The sequence below is a fragment of the Anaerococcus tetradius genome (genome assembly GCF_947087635.1).
Taxonomy (GTDB): Bacteria; Bacillota; Clostridia; order Tissierellales; family Peptoniphilaceae; genus Anaerococcus; species Anaerococcus tetradius.
This window is the reverse complement of sequence record NZ_CAMUDP010000016.1, coordinates 19,024-43,498: the sequence shown is the minus strand read 5'-3', so window position 1 is coordinate 43,498 and position 24,475 is coordinate 19,024. Positions and strand designations below refer to the sequence as shown.

The window sequence follows — 24,475 nt, the reverse complement described above, 5'->3', positions numbered from 1 at the left end:
AGGATTTCACTTTCCTCGCCTTTTTTCTGTGTCAGGACTTTTGCAACAGCCCCTTAATTTTTTGATTCTTCTACTTTTACTTTTTTACCAGAAATTTTCTTATTATTTAAGGCCCTTATACATTCATAAACTACGCTTTTGTCTACATCTATAAAGCTATAGGATTTTTGGATTCTGATTTGGCCGATTTTATTGTTAGGGACTTTGGCAAGTCTGTTTAGGGCCTTAATTATCTTATTTTTGTCAAAGTTATCAATCTTTCCTCTATTTAGAAATAGGGTTGCCATTTTTTCATCTGATTTGTTCTTTGCTTTTTTATTATTCTTATTATCAGCTTTTGCTTTTTCCTTTTTTGTATCAACTCCAGCAATTTTTTCATGATGATTTGAATTTGAATCAGAAAACTTTTCACTCAAAAGCACTTGGGCTATCAAGAAAGGGTCGTAGCCTTTTTCCATAAGTCTAATTAGGATAGCCTTCTCTCTGTCAAGTTTTGGACTTGCTTCTAATTTCTCGCTTAAATTTTCTATCAGATTGTTTTCACTTCTCCTATCCATTTGAATGAGGCTTGGGATAGGAATTTCCTTGATATCTGCCTTAGTATATTTTTCTATGGCCCTTAGTCTATCCCTATCACGACCTGCTATTAGGGAATAGCTTACGCCACTTTTTCCAGCCCTGGCAGTCCTTCCTATCCTATGGACATAGTATTCATCCAATTGGGGAAGGTCATAGTTAATAACAAGATCTACATCATCTATATCTAGGCCACGAGCAGCTACATCCGTTGCTATTAGGATTTGGATGGTTTTATTCCTAAACTTCTTCATTACTTGGTCTCTCGCACCTTGCTTTAGGTCACCATGAAGACCATCTACAAGATAGGATTTTTTAGTTAGTTCTTCGACTAATTTATCGACTTTTCTTTTGGTGTTGCAAAAAACTATGGCAAGTTTAGGATTGTTTATTTCAAGTAGGCGAGTAAGGGTTTCTTCCTTCATTGCTTCTTTAAGCTTAATATAATACTGATCGATTTTTTCAACAGTAACTTCATCGGACTTAATTACAATTTTTTGGGGATTATTTTGATAAAGGCTAGAAAACTCAGCAATTTCCTTGCCCATAGTTGCAGAAAAAAAGCAGGTTTGCCTTTGTGGGTTTGTAGCATCTAGGATAACTTTCATATCATCCCTAAAGCCCATATCGAACATCTCATCAGCCTCATCAAGAACGACATTCTTTAGCATATCTAACTTTAGAACTCTTCTTTTCATAAGATCAATCACCCTACCTGGTGTACCTACAACAATTTCTACACCTTTTTTTAAGGCCTTTATTTGCTTTACAATTTGAGTGCCACCATAGAGGGCTAGGACCTTGATATCTTTTTTATATTTAGTAAGTTTCTCAACTTCTCTTGCAACTTGCATACAAAGCTCCCTAGTAGGGCAGAGGATTAGGGATTGAGTAATGTCGTTTGCTTCTACATTTTCGACTAGAGGAATTGCGAAAGCAGCAGTTTTTCCAGTTCCTGTTTGGGCTTGACCTATTACATCTCTTCCGTCGAGGAGGTATTGAATAGTTTCTTCTTGGATGGGGGAGGGATTTGTATAACCCATATCATCTATTGCTTGTAGGATGTCTTCTCCTATATTAAATTCATTAAATTTCATTATTTTTCCTTTTCTTATAACATTAAAAAAGGCAGCCGTCACAGGACAACTGCCAAATACTTTGTTAATATACTTCTTTAACTAAAATAATCAATCTAATTTGTTAAACTTATAAGAAGAAATCATATCCTCAATATCTTTTAGGCTAGTATTTTCATCAATAGCTATGGATATTTCCAAGCTAGACTCAACTAGGGGACTACCAGCTATTATGATATTTTTCTGTAAGTCTTCATCAAGCATAGAATAAGCTGTTTCTACATTCATCATAGATGAGCCCATATCAAAGAAGATTACAAGACCATCTTTTGCGAGTCTATTCATCTTCTCAAAAATCTCTTCAAAGTTTGAGCCAAGTTCACCATCTTCTGTTCCAGCACTATATTCTATACATATGTCAGATCTCATTTGCTTAATAATATCAGTAAGACCCTTGGCTAGGTCCTTACTATGACTTGTTATTAATACATTAATCATTAATTCCACCAAAAGCTTTCTTTATCATTAAATATGAACTACATGAACCTGGATCTATGTGGCCGATTGATCTCTCACCGACATAAGAAGCTCTACCCTTTAGGGCTTTGATATCTTTTGTATAGAGCATTCTTTCTTCTGCAAGTTTAATTACATCTTCTAATTTAGCCCCATCATTTAGGCTAGCACTAACTGGTTCTAAAACATCGACCATGGTCTTATCATTTACTTCTGCCTTGCCTCTTTTCTTTACAGCTTCAAGTCCCTTTTCAAAAGCGAGATTTAGGCTTTCTCTGTCCAAGTCAACCTTGCCAGCAAGGCTCATTGCAAAGCTCATAAAGAAGGAACCATAGAGGGGACCACTTGCTCCTCCGACCTTGGATAAGAGATCCATGGCGATTTTATTGAAGAGCTCTTTTAAGTCCTTATAATCTTTGTCCATATCTTCTTTTATAGCCTTAAAACCCTTAGCCATATTGTAGCCATGGTCAGCATCTCCAATACTTCTATCTAGGTCTGTTAGATATTCTTCGTTGGCTATAATTTCATCAGCTATTTCTTTAAATAAATCTTTAATTTGATCAACATTCATTATCTTCTACCTACACAAACTTTTCTATCAAGGTAACTTAAAATTTCATCGTCAATATTAAATAAGGTTAAAGAGAAACCTGCCATATCCATACTTGTCATGTAGTTACCCACAAAGTATTTTTTAACATTTATTCCCTTTTCTTTTAGATAATCTGAAACGAAGTTATTAATAAGGTATAATTCCATTTCTGTTGTTTGGCCCATGCCATTAACCATGAGAGCAAAATCTGTACTTGTATCGGTAATTTCTGCTAGGAGTCTGTCGACCATTTCCTTAGCCATAGCATTTGCACTTTGAAGTTTTTCTTTCTTGATACCTTCTTCGCCATGGATACCAATACCCATTTCGATTTCATCCTCGCCTAGGCTAAAGCTTTCCTTACCATCGTTAGGGTTAACACAAGGTTTGGTTGCAAGACCAATTGTTTTGATATTTTTAACAATTTCTTCTGCCTTTGCCTTAATTTCTTCTAGGCTCTTTCCATCTTCTGCCATTGCGCCGAGAACCTTGTGAACAAAAATGGTTCCGGCAACCCCACGTCTATCTTCATAATTTTCTATGGCTATATCATCTCTAACTATGATTGAGTCAACCTTTATTCCTTGCATCTCAGCCATCTCTTGGGCGATTTCGAAATTCATAACATCACCTTGGTAGTTTTTAATTACCATAAATACGCCCTTACCACTGTCGGCTTTTTCTATAGCCTTTAGGATTTGATCAGGAGTAGGAGATGTAAATATGCTACCGCAAATTGCACAGTCAAGCATACCTTCTCCAACATAGCCAGCATGAGCTGGTTCATGACCGCTACCACCGCCAGAAATTAGTCCGACTTTTGCTTTTTTAGCTTCACCTTTTCTAGCTACTACTGTACTATCTTCTAGTCTTTCTAGGATATCGTCATTTGCCTTAACTAAGCCGTCGATCATTTCATCAATAATCTTATCTACGTCATTGATAATTTTTTTCATATTTTTCTCCTATATCTGTATTAAACCTAAATGAATAGTAGGTTCTTTCCTAAAATATATACCCATATATGGATGAAATTATAAAATAAAAATTAAAAAATTAATGCTCCAAAATTTCGATAGCACATTTGAGTCCGTCAAGGGCAGAAGAGATTATTCCTCCCGAAAATCCAGCACCTTCACCTATAGGTCTAAGATTTTTGTACTTAGTTGAGTAATTTTCTCTTTCAATCCTAATTGGACTTGAAGTTCTAGTTTCAACACCAGTAAGTATGGTATCAGGGTCAGAGAAGCCAGTTAGTTTTTTGTCAAAAACTAAGAGGGCTTCCTTGATTGCGGAATTAATTTTTTCTGGATATATTTCATTAAGATTAGCGAACTTATAGCCACTTTGAATACTTGCTTTCACTTTACCAAAATTGTTGCTTATCTTATTGTCAAAAAAATCACCTAGCCTTTGGACAGGTGCCTTATTATCTGATCCACCTAGTATAAAGGCCTTTTTTTCAATTTCTCTTTGAAAATATATGCCAGAAAGATTAGAAGGACCACAAATATCACTCGATACAGTACAAACAATAGCTGAGTTTGCATTGATATTTGACCTATCATGATAGCTCATTCCATTAACACAAAGTTCTTTTTCCTCACTTGAGGCATTAACAACGAAGCCACCTGGGCACATACAGAAACTATAGACAGAAAAGCCTTTTTCTTTGTTGCTATAATTTAGTTGATAGCTTGCCTGAGGAAGCCTTTTATCTCTAATTTTATATTGGCTAAAATTGATATGGTCTTGGAGATGTTCTATCCTAAAGCCGACTGCAAAAGCTTTTTGGCTTATATCTACATATTTATCAAGCATTATAAAAGTATCTCTTGCCGAATTACCTAGGGCTAGAATATATTCATCTGCCTTATAAGAGTCCTTATCTGTAATAAGCTTATCGACTTTCCCATTCTTTATTTCTAAATCAATAAACTTTTCTTCAAAATGAAAGAGTCCACCCATAGCTTCGATACTTTTCCTAATATTTATTACGACTTTTCTTAGAAGGTCTGTACCTATGTGAGGCAAGTGTTCATACAAGATATCTTCAGGGGCACCATTTTCTACTAGAATCCTAAAGATTTCTCTAGATCTCTTATCCTTTGATCTAGATGTTAATTTCCCATCAGAAAAAGTACCTGCACCGCCTTCACCAAACTGGATGTTTGATCTTTCATTAAGCCTTCCTCCCTTTATAAAGTCTTCGATAGTCTTTATTCTTTTCTCAACCTTCTCTCCTTGCTCTATTATAGTAACTTTAACGCCAGCCTTAGCTAGGGCATAGGCAGAAAAAAGTCCTGCTGGGCCTGCTCCAACGACAAGGGCAGATTTGATTTTATTTTTATTTTCAAGGATAAGGTCTTCTTCCTTGTAGTCACTAATATTATTTTTCAGCCTTTTTATAGTTTTGGCAGAAAGGTCGGTATCAATAAGTACCTGATAGACATAATTTATACCCTGTCTCGCATCTATAGATTTTTTATATATTTGATAGCCATCAATTTTTTTGTTGATAGTCTTTTCTATTTCTTTTTTTAATTGATCCTTACAAGCATCATAAGGAATTTTTATATTTCTTAATAGTAGCATAAGCCCTCCATTCTCAAATATTGTACCAGAAAAAAATTAATAGAGGAAAATAATTAAACAAGTAGAATATAGCTAAGAAACTTTTAGGAGAGGTAGTTTATATGAAAGTCAAAAGAGAAAGTCTGTTTTTGATAGGGGGCATCGTATGGATGCTTGCAGGTTTTAATGTGGCACGTCTAGGTTTTATTTCTTATAAGTTAGTTGGCTTAAAGCTTGTTTCTATTTTATTAAGTCTTGTGATTTTTATTATATTTATGAATATTTTCTACAAACTAAATAAGAAACATGAGATAAGGATTCTAAGTTTTAAAGAAAATCGACCTTTTTGGAATTTTTTCGATAAGAAATCTTACATAATAATGATTACTATGATGGCTTTTGGAATAGGAATTAGAGTTCTTAATCTTGTAACTTTGCACTTTGTAGCTTTTTTTTATACAGGACTTGGCTGTGCTTTGTTTGTGGCGGGGCTAGTATTTATCAAATTTTTTATAGATAATATTTTAGAAAGTAGCTTATAATGTGGTTAATATTATCAATTCTTTCTGCAGTTTTTGCCGCTTTAACATCAATCTTGGCCAAAATAGGTATAGAAAATGTAAATTCTAATTTAGCAACAGCCATAAGAACCTTAGTTGTAGTTGGGATGAGTTGGTTTATAGTTTTTCTTACTAATGCTCAAACAGGTATATCTAGTATCTCCAACAAATCTTGGCTGTTTTTGATTCTTTCAGGTTTGGCTACTGGCTTATCTTGGCTTTGTTACTATGCTGCCATCAAAAGCGGACAAGTAGCCAAGGTTGTCGCTATAGATAAGTTAAGTGTCCTTATGAGCTTTATTATGGCCTTTATCTTCTTGGGAGAAGAATTTACTAAAAAATCTATTATAGGAGCAATCCTTATAGGTATGGGCAGTTTATTGATGGTTATTTAGGAATTGGAAGCTCCTTTTTAAGCGAAAGTGTATAGTAATTGGAAAGCTTTATAATATTTTTAGGAGTTATAATGACTAATAGGGATTATGATAGAAGAAACACAATCAATAGAATAGAAAAAATTTATAGAAATCTAGAAAAAATTCTTGATTCTCTACCTAGGGCCCTTCCAAGTGCTATGAAAGATCAAATTAAAGATTTGGTCTTAGGAGATGAAGAGCTAAAGAAAATTATTGAGGACTTAGAAGGCTATAGGCCACCAAAGTTTTTTCTTATAGGTAGGACAGGAGTTGGGAAAAGCTCTTTGGTTAATGCTATCAATGGTAGATATTTAGCACCAGTAAATGATGTCTATGCTCAAACTAGGGGGGTAGATATCTATGATTATAAACAAGAAGATCAAATCCTATTGCAGATACTAGATACTAGAGGTTTATCTGAATCTCTTGCTCTTGATGATAATATATCAGCAGAGGAGATGATAAAAAAAGAGCTTCGAGCTTTCTTGCCTGACCTATGCTTGTTTATGCTAAATGCTAGTCATAGAGATGATATAGGAAGGGATGTGAGATTTATCAAAAGTCTCTGTGAAGATTATAAAAAAAATAGTGGAGTGGAACTACCTGTAATTTGTATAATCAATAAGGTTGACGAATTAGCTCCTTCAAGATTTAAAGATCCGAGTCAATATCCCCTTAGCAAAACAAAAAATATAAATGAAGTAGTTAGCTATTATGGCGATATTATCAAAAAAGAAGATTTAAAGCTTGAAAGTATCATAGCAGTATCTTCTCTAATGGATTGGAAGTTGGATGATGAATTTATAGATGCGGATAGGATAAATGACTTAGCTATTGAGGATTTAGAAAGATTAGAGCTTGCCTTTGACGGTAGATATAAAATCGACGAATTAATTGATGCCCTTGAGGATGCTATAGTAGATTATAAGGCGGTAATGGGACTTAGGATTGCTTGTAGAATGGATAAGATAATGGGAGATTTAGCAGATAAGCTTACCCAGATTTTCTCAGCTTTTTCTGCAACTATTGCTCTAACTCCTATACCAGTTGCTGACCTCTATCCTCTTTTTGCCTTGCAAGTTGTCCTGGTTACTTTAATAGCTGGACTTTCTGCTAGAGATATTTCGCTTAAAAGTTCCAAAGAATTTATAATGTCTATTGGGGGAGTAGGAATTGCTGCTAATATCTTTAGATTTTCAGCCCAACAATTATCTAAATTTCTTAATATTTTTTCAATAACAGCCGGTAGTGCGGTAAGTGCATCTGTTGCAGCTTTTGGAACTAAAGCCATAGGGGAAGCTGCCAAAAACTATTATATAGAAGGCATAGATATAAAGAAAGTTAAAAAAGAACTAAGGAATAAAATTAAGAAGGAAAAGACTAAGAAGAATTGAGGATAAATTTTTTAGAGTTGAAGTTATATAGAAAAAGAACATTTTCTAGGAAATTATAAGAAAGACAAGTATAATTGTTTTTATTGATAATTGATCTTAGCATAGAATTTATATCTAGCTAGGATAAATATCTGCAATTATAAGCTTGTTTAAGCAAATTTGAGGTAAGAATAAGTTATGGAATATTTTTTTAGACACAATCCAGACCCACATTCAAATATAAATATGTTTGGAGTTTGGATTCTTCTGCTGGTATATTTATTTGTTATTTATTGGTTTAGATCAAAGAAAAAACTACTCAAGACTCAGTTATTTTTAGTAGTTTTAGTTGAGCTTGCATTAATATTTTGGTATTCTATGGATAAGTCTTTATTTTTGCTTGAAGGCCTACCACTTTATCATTGTAGAATAGCAGCCTTTATGCTACCAATATCTTATTTTACTAAGAAATATAAACTAGCAAGCTATTTTGCTTATCTTGGCGTAATAGGCCCATTAGTCGCCTACTCTATACCAGACCCATCTAAGTATATGTGGCCACACATAACAAATCTGACATATGTATGTGCCCATTCAATGTTAATAGGATCAAGTCTAATGTTTCTTTTAAGCGAGAGAGAAGAGCTTAGTGTAAATACAATAATCAAAATAACTATGATTATGAATGTGATAGTAAGCATTTTAAATACAATTATCGGCTCAAATTACGGTTATTTATCAAAGCTACCTGATAATCTAGGCTTACACATAATAAGCCCAGTGCTTCTTATTAGCATTAGTGCACTGATGATTATAACTATAAATTCCTTACAAAATTTATTTAGAAAACTTAGCCCTAATAAGTAAATTTATATTGACAAGGCGAAAATAGCACATATAATGATACCGAACAAAGTTCGATAGGGAAGGATTTATAATGCCCAAAAAATATGAATCTAAATCTATGATTTTGGAAGTTTGTAGACAACTAATAGCGAGTGAAGGCATAGGAGCTATCAATATGAGAAAGGTAGCAAGCCTTAGCAATCTTGCTATCGGATCCTTGTATTATTATTTTCCATCAAAAGATGATCTTTTGATTGCAAGCATAGAAAGCGTATGGGAAGATATATTTAAGATTGATCAGATTGATTTACAAACTACAAATATGAGCGATTATATTCGCTCAATACATTTAAATATCAAGCAAGGAATGGAAAAATATCCTAACTTTCTAAGCATACATTCTATTAGTTTTTCATCTAAGAAAGATGAGAAGGCAAGGCTTGTTATGAGACAATTCCTTGATAATCTCAAAAAAGACCTAGTAAAAATTCTTATCAACGACAAGAATATTAAGGCTTCGGTATTTGATGATAACTTCACAAAAGAGGAGTTTGCCGAATTTATACTAGCAAATATAATCACAATTTTGCTAACTCATAGGCCTGTTGAGTTTCTAATAAAAACTATAGAGAAGATATTATATTAACCGACTGGATAGTCGGTTTTTAATTAAGGCTAACCGAACATTGTTCGAAAGGAGATTTTATGCAAAAGATATTTGAAACTATATTTGATATATGTTATTTGTCCTTAGCAACATTTGTTGGTCTTAGGATGCTTTATAAAGAAAATAGGAATAGTCAGTATTTCCTTTTTGGGATAATGGCTATTACTCTTGCAGGTGGAGATAGCTTTCATTTGATTCCTAGGATGATTGCTCTAAATACGACAGGGCTTGGTAACTATAAATTTGCTTTAGGTTTTGGAAAGTTACTTACATCTATAACAATGACAGCTTTTTATGTGCTCTTGTATGAAGTATGGGCTAAAAGGTACGAGTTCAAAAGTAAGAATTTAACTTTGTTAGTTTATCTTTTAGCACTTCTAAGGATTGGTTTGTGTATATTTCCCCAAAATGATTGGTTCAATGGAAGTGGTCCTTTGTCATGGAGAATTTACAGAAATATTCCCTTCCTTATCCTAGGTCTTATAATAATATATTTATTTTATAAGATGGCAAGGCAAAGAGGGGATCATAATTTTAGATTTATGTATTTAACTATAATACTAAGTTTTGCCTTTTATATACCAGTGGTTTTGCTTGAAGATATTTATCCTCTCATTGGATTTTTGATGGTTCCAAAAACCTTGGCCTATGTATGGACGATTTTGATTGGATATTTTTCTATGAATAAGGAGAATGAAGATGCAAAAGTACTTAGATAAATCGATATATTACGCTCTTTTTGCTATGGCAAGTGGAGTATTCTATAGGGAATTTACAAAAGTAATGAAGTTTGAAGGAAGGACTTATTTATCAAAAGTCCACCCCCATGTATTTGTGTTAGGAATGTTATTCTATCTAATTATATACCTCTTGTCATTTAATCTTGATTTTGAGAAAAATCCTAAAATAGATAAGGACCTAATTTATTATAATTTTGGCTTAATATTAAGCATAATAATGATGATGACAAGGGGAATAATTCAAATTTTATATGTAAACTTAACAAATTTTCAAAATGCAACGATTTCTGGCCTTGCTGGCTTGGGTCATACGATTCTAGCTCTTTCTATAATATTAAGCTTGTTTGAATTAAGGAAAATGAAAAAAATTGATTAATAATTTCAAAAATCTCAGCTCTTAAATTGGCTGGGATTTTTGCTTATTTGATTTAAATGTTAAAATCAAACTTGAATAAATTAAAGAACAAATTTAATAAAGTTGAAAGAAAAGCCTATTTTATTTTTCTTCATGATATGTTAAAATAAAAAAAGGATTAAGGAGGAGAGGATGATTAGCAAATTTTTTAAATTTATTAAAATATCTCTATTTTTAATATTAGTAGTCCTCGCTTTTATTATGATTAGAGATAATTTCTTTCCACATAAAATTATAGGCATTGTCCACAATAATCAAAATATTAGTGACATCAAGATAGCCATTGAAGATAATAGGGCAATTGTAAATGACATTGATACAAGTAGGATGGACCTTGATATGTGTAAAAGAAAAATCGATTCTTGCGATGGGGTTATTTTTGCTGGTGGTAATGATTTTGATCCTGATTTATATGGAGGAGATAGGTCCCTTGTTGAAACATATAGTAGGGAAGATGATGATAAGAGTCTTTCTATTTTGGATTATTGTATAGGTCTACAAAAACCTATTCTTGGAATATGTAGGGGGATGCAGTTAATAAATATTTATTATGGCGGTAGCCTTTATGATGACATTGCTAAACAATTTTCTGATAAGATATGTCATAGAAATAAGGACAATACCTTAGCCTACCATGATATAAGCATAAGTCCCGATACTAGATTAATGAAAATTGCAAGAAGCGATAGGCTGGAAGTTAATTCCTACCATCATGAGGGTATAAAAGATTTAGGAGATGGCTTAACAGTTAGTGCTAGAAGTGACGATGGTTTGATAGAAGCTATTGAAAATCCTTATTATCCATATATGATAGGGGTTCAATGGCATCCAGAGATTAATTACGAAGAAAATGATTTGTCGAAAAGATTGTTAAAGGACTTTATTAAAAATTCAGATGCAGGAAAAAATTAACGATGAAATATATCTATGATTATGAAAAAGTAGGGAAGATAGAAAAATTTGATAAGGTTATTCTAATGAGCAAGTCTCCGAGAAGAAGGGACTTGCTTAATTTTCTAAAGCCAGATGTTTGCTCTATAGAAATTAATGAAAGAGAAATACAACAGAAATTTATGGACTTATACGCTGATGATTCTTTTTTGCTTAGGGCAGGCAAGACCTGCTGTGAAATAGCCAAGGCTAAATCTCATGTATTTCTAAAAGAGAAAAACTTATATATTTCATCAGACACTATGGTTCTTATGGGAGATAAGATTTATGGAAAACCAGCTAACCTTAAAGAAGCTAGATTAATGTTTATGTCTTATTTTGGCAAAAGTCATTATGTAATAAGTGCGGTATGCCTAAGGGAAAAATCTTATCTCGATGTATTTTTCAGTCTAGCTGAAGTGAGATTTTGTGATTATTATAAGGAACTTGACCCTTTAATCGAAGATTATCTAATTGAGGAAAATGTAGGCGATAAGGCAGGTAGCTATGGGATACAGGACTTAGATCCAAGATTTATTTCTTATATCAATGGCGATATCAATACTATAATTGGTCTACCTGTAAGTGAGTTAAGTAGAAGAATTTCTGGAGGATATAAGTGATAAAGTATGTTTTGTGGGATATAGATGGAACTCTTCTAAATTTCCATCTAGCAGAAGAAAATGCAATTAAGGCCTGTTTTTTAGAATATGGACTTGGTAATATTACTTCCGAGATGCTAAAAGACTATAGGGCAATTAACAACAAATATTGGAAGGCACTCGAAAGGGGAGAAGTAAGTAGGATAGACGTTCTGGAAGGAAGATTTAAAGATTTTTTTAATAAGTATAATATTGACACAAAACTTGCTAAAGACTTTAATATCTCCTACCAAAAAAATCTAGGTAAAACTTATGTTTTTAATGATAATGCCTATGAAACAGTTATTAGCCTTAATTGTAAATATGACCAATATGCTGCTAGTAATGGTTCTCTTATAGCTCAAAGGGGAAAACTTGAAGGAGCGGGACTAGATAAGATTTTCAAGGGTGTATTTATATCTGAGCAAATAGGATTCGAGAAACCAAGTACAGAGTTTTTTGATTATGTCTTTGAAAAGATAGGGTCTAATAATAAGAGCGAGTATGTGATTATAGGAGATTCCTTGACATCTGATATCCTAGGTGGTAATCTTTCTGGAATAAAAACCATCTGGTTTAATCCTGACTGTTTAGAAGCTAACAAAGACATCCACTTTGATTATGAGATAAAAAACCTTAAGGAGGTCTTAGAAATATTGCCATGAATATTGATGAAAAAATTATAAAGGAAAAATTATTAGAAAACTTCCTAAATTATCTTAGCATAAGTAGTCAATCTAATGAAGATAAGCTTGAAATTCCTTCAAGTCCAGGGCAAGTCCTTTTGGCTAAGAAACTTGCTAAGGAGCTTGGGGATTTGGGTCTTAAAGATATAAATATTAATGAGTTTTCTGTTCTACAAGCAAGGCTTGAGCCTAGGGGTATTGATGGGGATAAGGCAAAAAAAATAGCTTGGGTATGTCATCTAGATACTGTCGATGTCGGTTTAAGTGATAAAATAAATCCACGTCTTATAAGAAATTATGAGGGTGGAGATATTATTTTAAATAGCACAGAAGATATTAGAATAAAAGTAGAAGATGAAAAAGATTTGGTTAATTATATCAATGATGATATTATCGTAACTGACGGAAATTCTGTTCTTGGAGCTGATAACAAGGCTGCAATTGCTAATGTCATGACAGCCCTATGGTATCTTAAAGAAAATCCTAGTATCAGTCATGGAGAAATTTTTATTGCCTTTGTTCCTGATGAAGAGATAGGACTTAGGGGAGTTAGAAAAATTGACTTTGATAAATTCGATGTTGACTTTGCTTATACTATCGATTGCTGTAAATTAGGAGAGCTTGTCTATGAAACTTTTAATGCAGCAAGCGGAAGGCTCAAAATTAAAGGCGTAAGTGCCCATCCTATGGCTAGTAAGGGAAATTTAGTAAATCCAATCATGATTGCCCATGATTTTATTTCAATGCTTGATAGGGCTAAGACGCCAGAACATACAGAAAAAAGAGAAGGCTATATTTGGATTACAGATATAAACTCTGATGTTGTTAATTGTGAAATAAAGTTGAATATAAGAAACCACGATAAGGAAAAATTCGAAGCAAGCAAGGATTATTTAAGACATATATGTGAAATCCTTAAAACACGCTATAAAAAAGCTAAAATTGAATTAGAAATTGAAGATGTCTATAGAAATATAATAGATTCAGTAAATGATAAGAACCATGTAGCTATAGATAAGCTTAAAGAAACTTTCGAAAAATTAAAAATTAAGGCAGAAATTATTCCTATGAGGGGAGGAACAGATGGGTCATATCTTTCAACTAGAAATATACTAACCCCTAATTACTTTACTGGAGCTCATAATTTTCATTCAAACAAAGAATTTTTGCCGATGAATTCTTTTTATAAGTCATTTCTTGTAACCCTTAATTTAATGAGAATATGAAAAACATAGAAATTTATTTGCAAAAAGGGTATATTAAGAAAGTAACTCAAAATGTTTTTAGGAGGAAATATGGATAAAAGTGGGCCCAAACTGAGGCTTAAAATCAAAATAGCTAATTGGGGATACTTTGTCTGTAGCCTCGATTAGCAAAAGCTAATGGAGGTATAAATGAGCGAAAAAAATTATAACGTAGAAAGACTCGCGAAGATTAAAGAGACAATCAACAAGATGGATCCTGTTGATATTGCAGATAAACTTGAAATTCTTCCAGAAAAAGATGTGGCGATTTGGATAAAGCTACTAAATAAAGACTTATTAGCAGATACTTTTACAGAATTAAGGCCTGAAAATAAGGCTAGAATAGTAAATATTCTTTCTGAATCTAGCATTAAGGATTTGGTAAGAGACTTAGACGAAGACGAATTAGTAGATACCTTACAAGAGCTACCTGCTAATATCACAAAAAAATTAATGGACTTTCACATTGATAAGGACAGAAGGAAAGTTGTAAATGAACTTTTGGGCTACCCTAAAGAATCTGTCGGTTCGATAATGACTGTAAACTTCCTATCAGTGAAAGAAAATTTAACCCCTAAACAAGCCCTTGATAAAATCATGGCATCACAGCTCGATGCAGAAAAGCTTGAACAAATATGGATAACCAACCAATCCTTAGTCCTTTTGGGCTTTGTTTATATAGCCGATATAATAAGATACCAAGACAAAAGTCTAAATGAGCTATTGACAAGTATAAGTGCAACAGTAAGTCCCTATGAGGACCAAGAGGTCGTTGCAAAACTATCTTACAAATATGACCTAGGAGAAGTCCCAGTCGTTGATTCAGAAAATAGGCTAATAGGAATAGTACCAGCAGAAGATGTAATTGATGTAGCTCATGATGAGTTCCAAGAAGATATTTCTAACATAACAGGTATTTCAGATCAATCAGAATCATACTTAAACGAATCTAGCTTCAAAATTGCTAAGGCTAGGACAACTTGGTTGATAATATGTCTACTAACAGCAACTATGACAGGCTTCATAATTCATAGATATGAAAATCTTTTGGCAAGTGCCGTTGTCCTAACAGCATACATACCTATGCTGATGGATTCAGGTGGTAATGCAGGAAGTCAAGCTTCTACAACAGTAATCACTTCACTTTACAGTGGAGAGATTGGCATCAAAGATTTCTTTAAAGTTATAATCAAGGAGGCAAGCATAGGAATCATAACTGGATTAATCTTAGTTATTGTAAATTTCCTAAGGCTGATGATAATGGATAGGGCAGCCATAGCTGTAAATCTTACCGTATCTCTTACCCTTCTATTGACAATAATATTTTCTAAAGTTATGGGAGGAATCCTACCAATTATAGCTGAAAAATGTAAAATAGACCCAACCGTAATGGCTGGACCACTTATAACAACAATTGTAGATACTCTTGTATTGTTAATCTATTTTGAAGTAGCTTCATTGATGTTAGGTTTGTAATTATAGACCACGAATTTCGTGGTCTTTTCTTATAATTATAAATATAAAAACTTTTATAAATTATAAAAGCTCATAAAATCAATGCTTAAATAAAAGTAGATAAATAATTATAAAAATAAATGAAAAATAATTTGACATCAAAAAAATAGGTGCTATAATACAACTAACAAGAAAAAGCAATGAAGTGGAAGAGTAATTTAGACTTTTTTTTAAGAGAGGTATCGCTTGCTGTAAGATACTAGAAAGTCGTAATGAAAATCACCATTAAGCTGACATTCGATATGTAGATTGATCCGGTAGCTCCCGTTATAGGGCTATTCATTTATTTGATATGAGAGCATCGAACGATGAAGAAGAGTGGTACCGCGAAGTTGTTTTCCTTCGTCTCTTTGGCTATTTGCTAGAGCAGGCGAAGGTTTTTTCTTAATAAAATAGGAGGAATTAATATGTTAAAGAAAAAATTTGGATTAATGGCACTTATAGCCTTGTTTGCATTTTCATCTTGCGGAAATAAAGATAAGGCTTCTGATGGTAAAGCAAGTGAAGATAGTAAGGTTATTAAATTAGGAAATTCTGGACCTCTTACTGGACCTTTATCAGTCTATGGTAAGACTTGCCAAAATGGTATCCAACTTGCTATAGATGAAATAAATAAAAATGGAGGAATAGACGGCAAACAAGTTGAATGGACAGGTCTTGATGATAAGGGCGAGATTACAGAAGCTGTTACAAATTATAACAAACTAATGGAAGATAAAGTAAATGCTATTTTAGGCGGAATTCCATCTAAACCAACTCTTGCTATGGCAGAATCTGCAGCCAAAGATGAGATTGTTTACATAACACCAACTGGAACTCAGGCTAATATTACTGAAGGAAAAGATAATGTCTTTAGAGTTTGTTTTACAGATCCTTTCCAGGGTGAAGTGCTTGCTAATTTTGCAGCTGATAAATTAAAGGCTAAAAAGCTAGCTATTCTAAGAAATCAATCGTCAGATTATTCTATGGGTGTAGCTGATGTCTTCAAAGAAACAGCTAAAAAGGCAGGCATGGAAGTTGTTGCAGATGAATCTTATGGCGACAATGACACAGACTTCAAGGCTCAACTTACAAAGATAAAATCTGAAAATGTAGATGTATTATTAATCCCTGACTACTATGAAAAAGTAGCCCTAATATCTTCTCAAGTAAGAGATTCAGGTATCAAGGCAACCCTATTGGGAGCTGACGGTTGGGATGGTGTTTTATCAGTAATGGATCAATCATCATTTAAGGATGTAGAAGGTTCTTATTTCTCAAACCAATTCAGTCTTGATGATCCATCAGAAAAATGTCAAAAATTCATAAAAGACTACAAGGAAAAATATAAAGAAGATCCAACTACCTTCGCAGCTGAAGGCTATGACACAGTTTATTTATATAAACAAGCTGTAGAAGAAGCAAAGACTACTAAGTGGGATGAAGTCGTAAAGGCATTAAAGAATATCAAATTTGATGGTATAACAGGTTCTTTCAAATTTGATGAAAATAATAACCCAAGAAAAACTGCTAAAATCATCAAAATAGATGGTGGAAAGTATAAATTTGATTCAGAAGTTGAAGCTAAAGAATAAAAAAAGATTGAATAAGTAGTTCGATAAATATTGGAAAATGAAGATTACGAAGTAATTTAAAAAGAAAAATAAAAATTATACAAATTTTGGTATTATTATATGAAAATCCTATTGACAAATCGAAATTAGGGGACTATAATCATAAAAAGCAATGAAGTGGAGCAGTATAATAAACTTATTTTACAGAGAGGTATCGTTAGCTGGAAGATACTAAATGATTTATTAGAAACTAGCCACCAAGCCGAATGCTGAAATAATAGTAGGCATATCCGGGAACTCCCGTTATAGAGTTATTCATTAATTTGAGCAGAGTGCATCGAACGATGAAGAAGAGTGGTACCGCGGAGATGGTTTTAAATACATATAATAATACCCTTCGTCTCTTCTACCTATGGTAGAAAGAGACGGGGGTTTTTTTCTACCGAAATTTGGAGGAAAAAAATGAAAAACAAAATCAAAAATGTAGGAATTGTTGCAATGATGGTAGCTGTATTTACAGCTTGTGGAGCTAAGGCTAATGAGGGTGGCCAAAAGGATTCAGAAATTAAGCTTGGTTCAACTTTCCCACTTACTGGTCAATATTCTAACTATGGTATCTCAACTGTTAATGGTATAAAGATGGCTATAGATGAGATTAATGAAAATGGTGGAATAAAAGGAAAGAAGATAGTTCTAGATTCTATGGATGATAAGGGAGAGCTTACTGATTCGGTAACAAGCTATAATAAGTTGGTTGAATCCGGTGTAAGTGCTGTAATTGGAACTAATACTTCAGCCCCATCTAACGCAATTGCAGAAGCTAGTCAAAAGGACGGTATTCCTGTTATTACACCAACTGGTACAGAAGAAAGCATTACTGCTTCTAAAGATAATGTCTTTAGAACATGCTTTACCAATCCTTACCAAGGAAATCTATTGGCGATTTTTGCTAAGGATAAGCTAAAAGCTAAGACTGCTGCCATTATGACTAACTCATCTTCTGATTATTCTACAGGAATTGCAGATGCCTTCGAAAAAAAGGCCAAGGAACTTGGTATAGAGATAGTCGCTAAGGAGTCATATGGAGAAAACGACACTGACTTTAAAGCACAACTTACAAGTATTTCAAAAAAACAGCCAGATGTATTATTGCTTCCAGAATATTATGAAAAATTAGCTTTGATTACACCACAGGCAAGAGATGCTGGAATTAAGGCAAGCTTTATTGGTGGCGATGGTTGGGATGGAATTATAAAAACCATGGATAAGTCAAGTATGGGAGTAATCGAAAATTCTTACTTTACCAATCACTTTTCTATAGAAGATACTAGTCCTAAGGTCAGTGACTTTGTAAAGAAATACAAAGAAAAATACAAAGAAGATCCAACTGCTTTCTCAGCACTTGGTTTTGATACAGTTTATATGATAAAAGAAGCTTTTGAAAAAGCTAAATCTGATAGCAATGAGGATAGGATTAAGGCTATAAAAGATCTTGATTTTGATGGAATCACAGGAAAGTTTAAGTTTGATGAAAACAACAATCCTCAAAAAGCTGCTTCTATTATGAAAATAGAAAAAGGAGAATATAGATTCGATTCTATAATTAATCCAAGATAGATTAGGAGTTAATATGAATTTTATAACACAGATATTTAATGGTCTCCAACTAGGAAGTATCTACGCTCTAGTAGCTTTAGGCTATACCATGGTTTATGGTATAGCCAAGCTAGTAAATTTTGCCCATGGTGATGTAATAATGGTTGGCGCTTATACTATAGCCCTTGCTATTCAAACGGCAGCCTTTAATGCAGGTCTACCTCTATGGTTAACTTTTATACCAGCAGTAGTAGTTTGTACGGTATTAGGAATAACTGTAGAGCGAGTTGCTTATAGACCACTAAGAAACTCTTCACCAGTTTCACTATTAATAACAACTATTGGAGTAAGTTTATTTTTACAGAACTTATTTGTAAAATTATTTACATCATCAGCTAAACCAATACCAGCAATTTTTCCACAATTTTCAATCCAATTTGCTGGTATTCACTTATCACTTGCTACAATAGTTACCATAGTTTCTACTATAATATTAACTTATATTTTGCACTTGTTTATTAATAAGACTAAAAATGGTAAATCAATGCTTGCAGTTAGCGAAGATTATGGTGCAAGTGAATTAGTAGGAATTAATGTTAATCAAGTAATGACAATGACTTTTGCAATAGGCTCAGCCCTAGCAGGTATTGCTTCTGTCCTATATGTATCTAGCTATCCACAGATTCAACCATTTATGGGTTCTATTTTAGGTATTAAGGCTTTTACAGCAGCAGTCCTAGGAGGTATAGGATCTATACCAGGAGCTGTTATAGGCGGAATGATTTTAGGTATGATTGAGGTTTTGACAAGAGCCTACCTATCAAGTGCTTACGCCGATGCAATAGTGTTTATGGTTTTAATTTTGGTATTATTAGTTCATCCAACAGGTTTGTTTGGTAAATTAGAAAAGGAGAAAGTGTGATATGTCAAAGGAAAAAAAACTTTCATATATTATAACAACCCTCTTAGTTCTAGCTTTGTTTATTATCCTAGAAGTATTGATGAATTCGGGCTTAATCTCTAGGTATTGGGAAAGCATCCTAATACTTATTTGTATAAATATTATTATGGCTACCAGCCTAAATCTAACAGTAGGAGTTTTAGGGCAAGTTAACCTAGGTCATGCAGGTTTTATGGCAATTGGTGCTTATACTGCAGGAATATTTCTTAAAACTGGTCTTGCAAGTGGGCCTTTAGGATTTGTAATTAGCCTTGTGCTTGCAGCCCTTGTTTCAGGTTTCTTCGGAATCCTTATAGGTCTTCCTATTTTAAGACTAAGGGGAGATTATTTAGCTATAGTAACCTTAGCTTTTGGAGAGATTATTAGGGTAATTATAGAAAATATGAATATAACAGGCGGGGCTCAAGGTATGGCAGGTATTCCTACTATAAAAAGCTTCGCTATATTCTTCTTTGTGGCAGTATTGATTATCGCCTTGATATTTACCTACGCTGATTCAAGACATGGAAGAGCTGTATTGTCCATCAGAGATAATGAGCTTGCAGCAGAAGCTTGTGGTATAAATATTACAAAATATAAGACCTTTGCCTTTACCTTATCAGCTGTTTTTGCTGGAATTGCTGGAGCCTTATACGCTCAAAGTTTTGGAGTAATTGCAGCAAATATTTTTAATTACAACAAGAGCTTTGACTATCTTGTTATGGTAGTTCTTGGGGGAATTGGTTCAATTACTGGTGCGATAATTTCATCAGTTGGCTTGACCATCCTACCAGAAATATTACGTCCACTAGCTGAGTGGAGAATGGTAATCTATGCAGTAATTTTGATTCTAGTTATGATTTTTAGACCACAAGGTTTACTAGGAAGAAAAGAATTTTCTATTAGGAAATTCCTAAAGATGGATAAATATAAGAAAGGAGATGTAGAAGATGACAAATAATAATGATTTACTTACTATTAATAACTTAGGCATTTCCTTTGGGGGACTTAAGGCAGTAAATAATGTTAATTTCACTATGAAGCATGGGGAATTGCTAGGACTTATAGGTCCCAATGGAGCTGGAAAGACTACCCTTTTTAATATGCTTTCTGGGGTTTATACTCCATCAGAAGGAGAAATCTTACTTGAAGATAAAAAAATAAATGGTCTTAGACCTGATAAGCTATCAAAGGAAGGTATAGCAAGAACTTTCCAAAATATTAGACTTTTTGATAATCTTACAGTATTGGATAATGTTAAGCTTGCTATGAATCAATATATGACCTATTCTGTATTAACTGGTATGTTTAGGTTTCCAAATTACTGGCGAGAAGAAAAAGAAGCGAGTAAAGAAGCTAGGGAGATTTTAAAAATCTTCGATTTGGATAAATACTTCAGAGCCTTTGCAGGATCGCTTCCATATGGAGCTCAAAGAAAACTAGAGATAGCAAGAGCTATGGCTACAAAGCCAAAATTATTACTCCTAGATGAGCCTGCTGCTGGTATGAATGATACTGAAACGCAAGATTTGATGGAATCAATAAAAATGATAAGAGATAAAACAAATATTGGAGTTTTGCTAATAGAGCATGATATGAATTTGGTCTTGGGTATATGCGAAAAACTCGTAGTTCTAAATCATGGCGAAATTCTAGCAAAGGGTAAACCAACAGAGGTTATAAACAACGAAGAAGTAATCGAAGCATACTTAGGAAGTGGAAGGAGTACTCAATGAGTTTTTTGAAAGTAGATAATTTGAATGTATATTACGGAAATATCCACGCCCTCAAAGGTATATCCCTAGAAGTTGGTCAAGGTGAGCTAGTATCATTGATAGGAGCAAATGGAGCTGGAAAGACTACAACCCTTCAAGCAATTTCAGGCTTATTGCCTGTTAAGGATGGAGATATTTCTTTTAAGAATAATTCCATCTTAAAATTAAAGGCCTACAAGAGGACTAGGATGGGAATAGCACAAGTTCCTGAAGGTAGAAGGGTTTTTGCAGGAATAAGTGTAGAAGATAATCTAATGCTTGGTGGAGTATCAGTTAATGCAACAACTGAAGATGATAAGAAAGAGCTTGATATAATCTATGATTTATTCCCTGTATTAAAAGAAAGAAGGAAACAAAAAGCCGGAACCCTCTCTGGAGGCGAACAACAAATGCTTGCCATGGGCAGGGCCTTGATGACAAGACCAAAAGTATTGCTTTTGGATGAACCTTCTATGGGTCTTTCACCCTTGTTTGTAGAAAAAATATTTGAAACAATAAAGATATTAAAAGAAGAAGGTAGGACCATCCTTCTTGTAGAACAAAATGCAAAACTTGCCCTAGACATAGCTGATAGAGGATATGTAATTGAGACTGGCAAGATAGTAAAAGAGGGAAATGCAAAAGAGCTCAAAAACGACCCAGACGTAAAAGCTGCCTACCTTGGAATATGATATCCTTACTAATAAGTGCCCTTGTGGCACTTTTTAAATTAAATAATTTTATTAAGGTATAATTATATAAAGAGGTTATTATGGAAAAAGGAATAATAGAACTCGAAGATAAGACTAATATATTTTATGAGCAAATGGGTCAGGGTGAAAATCTCTTCCTTCTTCACGGAAACGGAGGAGATAGTTCTTTTTTTGAATATAATGTAGGAGAATTGTCCAAACATTTCCACCTCTATTTAATTGACTTTAGGGATCATGGTAGGAGTGATAATGCTAAGGATAAGCTAAGTTTTGAACTTATGGCAAGAGACCTTAGAGAAATATTTGCTAAGTTAAATATAAAAAAGGCTAGTATATTAGGATTTTCAGATGGGGCAAATCTTGCCTTAGTCTTTAGCCTAAATTATCCACAACTCGTTGACAAACTTATTTTAAATGCTCCAAATACTAGATTTGATGGAACTACTCTAATAAGTAAAATTATAAGCATTAGCGAGAATATTTTCTGGAATATTTTACCTTTTTTTAAGAGAAATAAGAGAGTGGCAGCTCTACTGTTAAAAGATCTTAAAGTTACGAAAAATGACCTACATACAATAGATAAGAAGCTACTAATAATTGTAGGCTCAAGGGATTTGATTAGAGTTGATCATGTAAAAAATATTGCAAAAAATATAGATCATTCTAAACTTATAGTAGTAAAAAAATCTGGACACAAACTCTGTAGAGAAAATCCAGCCTTGTTTAATAAGCTTATAATAGATTTTATGGAGGAAGATAAGAAATGAAATTGCTAAATAGAAAAAAACTTAGAATTCTCCTATCCTTGATATTTTTAGGACTTCTTCTTTTTATTATAGGAGAAGCGACAAGAGATAGGCATGCAAATATTTTTGTGTTGATCATGGGACTTTTATTATCAGCTGGAATTTTTTACCTATCTAGGGACTTTTTGTTAGATATAAAAGATAAGTATGGTGAGTATGCACTAAAAACAAGCAAAGAATTTATCCAAAAGATTAATAGCTTACTCATGCTCATATATGGTTTATATATAATAGCATCTGTTTTTGCCTTCGATTATTTTGAAGACTGTTTTACTTACAAAAAGACGGTGCTTGCAGTAACCATGCTTTTGTTAGCTTGTTATTTGCTAATTGGATATAGCTTTATAATTTTATCAAAACTATCTTTAGATAAACAAGAAAAATCTTTAAAATTACAGCTTGTAATAACCATATTTTCTTTTATATACCTAGTTTTTATAGGAGAAAATTTAATGTCGGTTCTTCCTATACTTTTGTTTATTTGTGTTAGTTACTATACTAAAGACCTCCTATTTAAGAAGAGATTTATATATAGTTGGGAAGAAAAAAGCTTAGATATATTTGTATCATCACTAGTTTATTTCTTCTATGCTATCAATATAAATAAGAGAAGAAGCTTTCCGGCTTATACTATTGGACTTAGACTAATTTTTCTAATATCTGCAGTAGTTTTATTGATATTGGCATCAAAATTGATATTTTCATATATGAAAAATGCTGAGGGTTTAGAGAGTTTTTCTAATCTTTCTGACTTAGATGATTTATTAGTAAAATATGGATCTAAACAGTCTAATGCAGCAGCCCTGGCTTATCTTAGAGATAAGTACATTTACTATTATAAGAATAAAGATGGGGAAAAAACAGTGGCTTTCCAATATGGACTAATTAATAACAAGGCTATAGTAATGGGTGAGCCCTTTGGGAAGGAAGAGGACATCGCAGATGCCCTATATAGTTTTAATAATAATTGCTTAAAATCAGGTCTTAGGCCAATATTCTATGAAGTAGGGGAGAAATTTACACTAAATCTCCATGACTATGGCTATGACTTTATGAAATTCGGAGAAAATGCTTTAGTTGACTTAGAGAAGTTTTCTTTAGCTGGACGCAAAAAATCCACAGAAAGGAACATACTAAATAGGTTTAAAAAAGACGGCTATGAATTTAAAATAGTAAGACCTCCCTACCTAGATGATTTTTTGGATAAATTAGAAGAAATTTCTAACTCTTGGCTAGATGGAAGGGAAGAGAAGGGGTTTTCTTTGGGATTTTTTGATAGGGATTATCTAAAAAAATCTGAAATCGCAATAGTTGTCGATAGCAAGGGAGAGATTACTGCCTTTACCAATATTATGCCTGACAAAAATAGCGAGGTATTAAGCATTGATTTGATGCGTTATGATATGGATAAAAATGTTAATTCTATGATGGATTTCTTATTCTTGAATTTATTTATTCATGGTCAAGAAAATGCCTACAAATATTTTAATCTTGGTATGGCTCCTCTATCAAATGTTGGTATAATAAAATCTGCATACCTAACTGAAAGAATGGCTTATTTAGTATATAAACATGGCAATAAATTTTATTCATTTAAGGGTTTAAGGAATTACAAGCAAAAATATGCTTCTGATTGGATTCCTAAATACATGGCCTACGCTAAGGGGAATTGGCTCCTATATTCTCTAATTGCCCTAAGTTTAATTGATAGAAAAAATTCAAAAAATAGGTAATCCTCTTTCA

The 24,475-nt window shown here is 33.2% G+C and carries 25 protein-coding genes and 2 other annotated features; of the genes, 20 read left to right on the top strand and 5 right to left on the bottom strand.

The annotated features are described in order from the left end of the window. Positions 1-53: 53 nt before the first annotated feature. From P6936_RS06380 to P6936_RS06360, 5 genes are all read right to left on the bottom strand, one after another. Positions 54-1,673, bottom strand: a complete 1,620-nt coding sequence (locus P6936_RS06380; protein WP_276881152.1) for a DEAD/DEAH box helicase — start codon at positions 1,671-1,673, stop codon at positions 54-56. Positions 1,674-1,763: 90 nt separating this feature from the next. After that, entirely contained in the window at positions 1,764-2,150 is a 387-nt protein-coding gene (gene dhaM, locus P6936_RS06375; RefSeq protein WP_004835823.1) for a dihydroxyacetone kinase phosphoryl donor subunit DhaM, read from the bottom strand. After that, positions 2,143-2,742, bottom strand: a complete 600-nt coding sequence (gene dhaL, locus P6936_RS06370; RefSeq protein WP_060929465.1) for a dihydroxyacetone kinase subunit DhaL — start codon at positions 2,740-2,742, stop codon at positions 2,143-2,145. The genes dhaM and dhaL overlap by 8 nt, the downstream gene beginning before the upstream one ends. Continuing rightward, positions 2,742-3,719 (bottom strand): dihydroxyacetone kinase subunit DhaK, encoded by a 978-nt coding sequence (dhaK, locus tag P6936_RS06365; RefSeq protein ID WP_004835825.1) that lies wholly within the window; start codon positions 3,717-3,719, stop codon positions 2,742-2,744. The genes dhaL and dhaK overlap by 1 nt, the downstream gene beginning before the upstream one ends. A gap of 100 nt (positions 3,720-3,819) precedes the next feature. Beyond that, on the bottom strand, positions 3,820-5,358 hold the full coding sequence (locus P6936_RS06360) for an NAD(P)/FAD-dependent oxidoreductase (protein WP_276881151.1): 1,539 nt from the start codon (positions 5,356-5,358) through the stop codon (positions 3,820-3,822). A gap of 101 nt (positions 5,359-5,459) precedes the next feature. Here P6936_RS06360 and P6936_RS06355 point away from each other — a divergent pair, with 101 nt between their 5' ends. From P6936_RS06355 to P6936_RS06260, 20 genes are all read left to right on the top strand, one after another. Further along, entirely contained in the window at positions 5,460-5,879 is a 420-nt protein-coding gene (locus tag P6936_RS06355; RefSeq protein WP_276881150.1) for a hypothetical protein, read from the top strand. Beyond that, positions 5,879-6,292 (top strand): EamA family transporter, encoded by a 414-nt coding sequence (locus P6936_RS06350; RefSeq protein ID WP_276862025.1) that lies wholly within the window; start codon positions 5,879-5,881, stop codon positions 6,290-6,292. Before P6936_RS06355 ends, P6936_RS06350 begins: the two co-directional genes overlap by 1 nt. A 71-nt stretch (positions 6,293-6,363) precedes the next feature. Then, positions 6,364-7,707 carry a GTPase family protein gene (locus P6936_RS06345; protein WP_276881149.1) on the top strand — a complete coding sequence of 448 codons (1,344 nt, stop codon included), beginning with the start codon at positions 6,364-6,366 and terminating at the stop codon, positions 7,705-7,707. A gap of 177 nt (positions 7,708-7,884) precedes the next feature. After that, positions 7,885-8,553 (top strand): TIGR02206 family membrane protein, encoded by a 669-nt coding sequence (locus P6936_RS06340; protein WP_276881148.1) that lies wholly within the window; start codon positions 7,885-7,887, stop codon positions 8,551-8,553. A gap of 70 nt (positions 8,554-8,623) precedes the next feature. Beyond that, the gene (locus P6936_RS06335) at positions 8,624-9,178 is read left to right on the top strand and encodes a TetR/AcrR family transcriptional regulator (RefSeq protein WP_276881147.1); all 555 of its coding nucleotides are present in this window, start codon (positions 8,624-8,626) and stop codon (positions 9,176-9,178) included. A gap of 59 nt (positions 9,179-9,237) precedes the next feature. After that, positions 9,238-9,918 carry a hypothetical protein gene (locus tag P6936_RS06330; RefSeq protein ID WP_276862020.1) on the top strand — a complete coding sequence of 227 codons (681 nt, stop codon included), beginning with the start codon at positions 9,238-9,240 and terminating at the stop codon, positions 9,916-9,918. Then, positions 9,899-10,315: a DUF2871 domain-containing protein gene (locus tag P6936_RS06325; RefSeq protein ID WP_040349179.1), complete on the top strand. Its 417-nt coding sequence runs from the start codon at positions 9,899-9,901 to the stop codon at positions 10,313-10,315. The genes P6936_RS06330 and P6936_RS06325 overlap by 20 nt, the downstream gene beginning before the upstream one ends. 171 nt (positions 10,316-10,486) lie before the next feature. Next, entirely contained in the window at positions 10,487-11,266 is a 780-nt protein-coding gene (locus tag P6936_RS06320) for a gamma-glutamyl-gamma-aminobutyrate hydrolase family protein (RefSeq protein WP_276881146.1), read from the top strand. A gap of 2 nt (positions 11,267-11,268) precedes the next feature. Beyond that, positions 11,269-11,907, top strand: coding sequence for a Maf family protein (locus P6936_RS06315; protein WP_276881145.1), 639 nt, complete (start codon positions 11,269-11,271; stop codon positions 11,905-11,907). After that, positions 11,904-12,590, top strand: coding sequence for a YjjG family noncanonical pyrimidine nucleotidase (locus P6936_RS06310; protein WP_276881144.1), 687 nt, complete (start codon positions 11,904-11,906; stop codon positions 12,588-12,590). The genes P6936_RS06315 and P6936_RS06310 overlap by 4 nt, the downstream gene beginning before the upstream one ends. Next, on the top strand, positions 12,587-13,837 hold the full coding sequence (gene pepT / locus P6936_RS06305) for a peptidase T (RefSeq protein ID WP_276881143.1): 1,251 nt from the start codon (positions 12,587-12,589) through the stop codon (positions 13,835-13,837). The genes P6936_RS06310 and pepT overlap by 4 nt, the downstream gene beginning before the upstream one ends. Positions 13,838-14,005: 168 nt before the next feature. Continuing rightward, complete coding sequence (gene mgtE / locus P6936_RS06300; protein ID WP_004835838.1) at positions 14,006-15,331, top strand: magnesium transporter; 1,326 nt, start codon at positions 14,006-14,008, stop codon at positions 15,329-15,331. A gap of 170 nt (positions 15,332-15,501) precedes the next feature. Continuing rightward, positions 15,502-15,723, top strand: a binding site (T-box leader). A 54-nt stretch (positions 15,724-15,777) separates the two neighbouring features. Further along, positions 15,778-16,944: an ABC transporter substrate-binding protein gene (locus P6936_RS06295; RefSeq protein WP_276881142.1), complete on the top strand. Its 1,167-nt coding sequence runs from the start codon at positions 15,778-15,780 to the stop codon at positions 16,942-16,944. Positions 16,945-17,086: 142 nt separating this feature from the next. Further along, positions 17,087-17,331: a binding site (T-box leader), on the top strand. A gap of 54 nt (positions 17,332-17,385) precedes the next feature. Further along, positions 17,386-18,540: an ABC transporter substrate-binding protein gene (locus P6936_RS06290; protein ID WP_276862013.1), complete on the top strand. Its 1,155-nt coding sequence runs from the start codon at positions 17,386-17,388 to the stop codon at positions 18,538-18,540. A gap of 13 nt (positions 18,541-18,553) precedes the next feature. Then, positions 18,554-19,441 (top strand): branched-chain amino acid ABC transporter permease, encoded by an 888-nt coding sequence (locus P6936_RS06285; RefSeq protein WP_004835842.1) that lies wholly within the window; start codon positions 18,554-18,556, stop codon positions 19,439-19,441. A gap of 1 nt (position 19,442) precedes the next feature. Further along, positions 19,443-20,420: a branched-chain amino acid ABC transporter permease gene (locus P6936_RS06280; protein WP_004835844.1), complete on the top strand. Its 978-nt coding sequence runs from the start codon at positions 19,443-19,445 to the stop codon at positions 20,418-20,420. Further along, positions 20,410-21,195, top strand: coding sequence for an ABC transporter ATP-binding protein (locus tag P6936_RS06275; RefSeq protein ID WP_004835845.1), 786 nt, complete (start codon positions 20,410-20,412; stop codon positions 21,193-21,195). Before P6936_RS06280 ends, P6936_RS06275 begins: the two co-directional genes overlap by 11 nt. Beyond that, positions 21,192-21,905 carry an ABC transporter ATP-binding protein gene (locus P6936_RS06270; protein WP_004835846.1) on the top strand — a complete coding sequence of 238 codons (714 nt, stop codon included), beginning with the start codon at positions 21,192-21,194 and terminating at the stop codon, positions 21,903-21,905. The genes P6936_RS06275 and P6936_RS06270 overlap by 4 nt, the downstream gene beginning before the upstream one ends. A gap of 80 nt (positions 21,906-21,985) precedes the next feature. Continuing rightward, complete coding sequence (locus P6936_RS06265) at positions 21,986-22,693, top strand: alpha/beta fold hydrolase (protein WP_276881141.1); 708 nt, start codon at positions 21,986-21,988, stop codon at positions 22,691-22,693. Next, positions 22,690-24,465, top strand: coding sequence for a phosphatidylglycerol lysyltransferase domain-containing protein (locus P6936_RS06260; protein WP_276881140.1), 1,776 nt, complete (start codon positions 22,690-22,692; stop codon positions 24,463-24,465). Before P6936_RS06265 ends, P6936_RS06260 begins: the two co-directional genes overlap by 4 nt. Positions 24,466-24,475 lie beyond the last annotated feature (10 nt).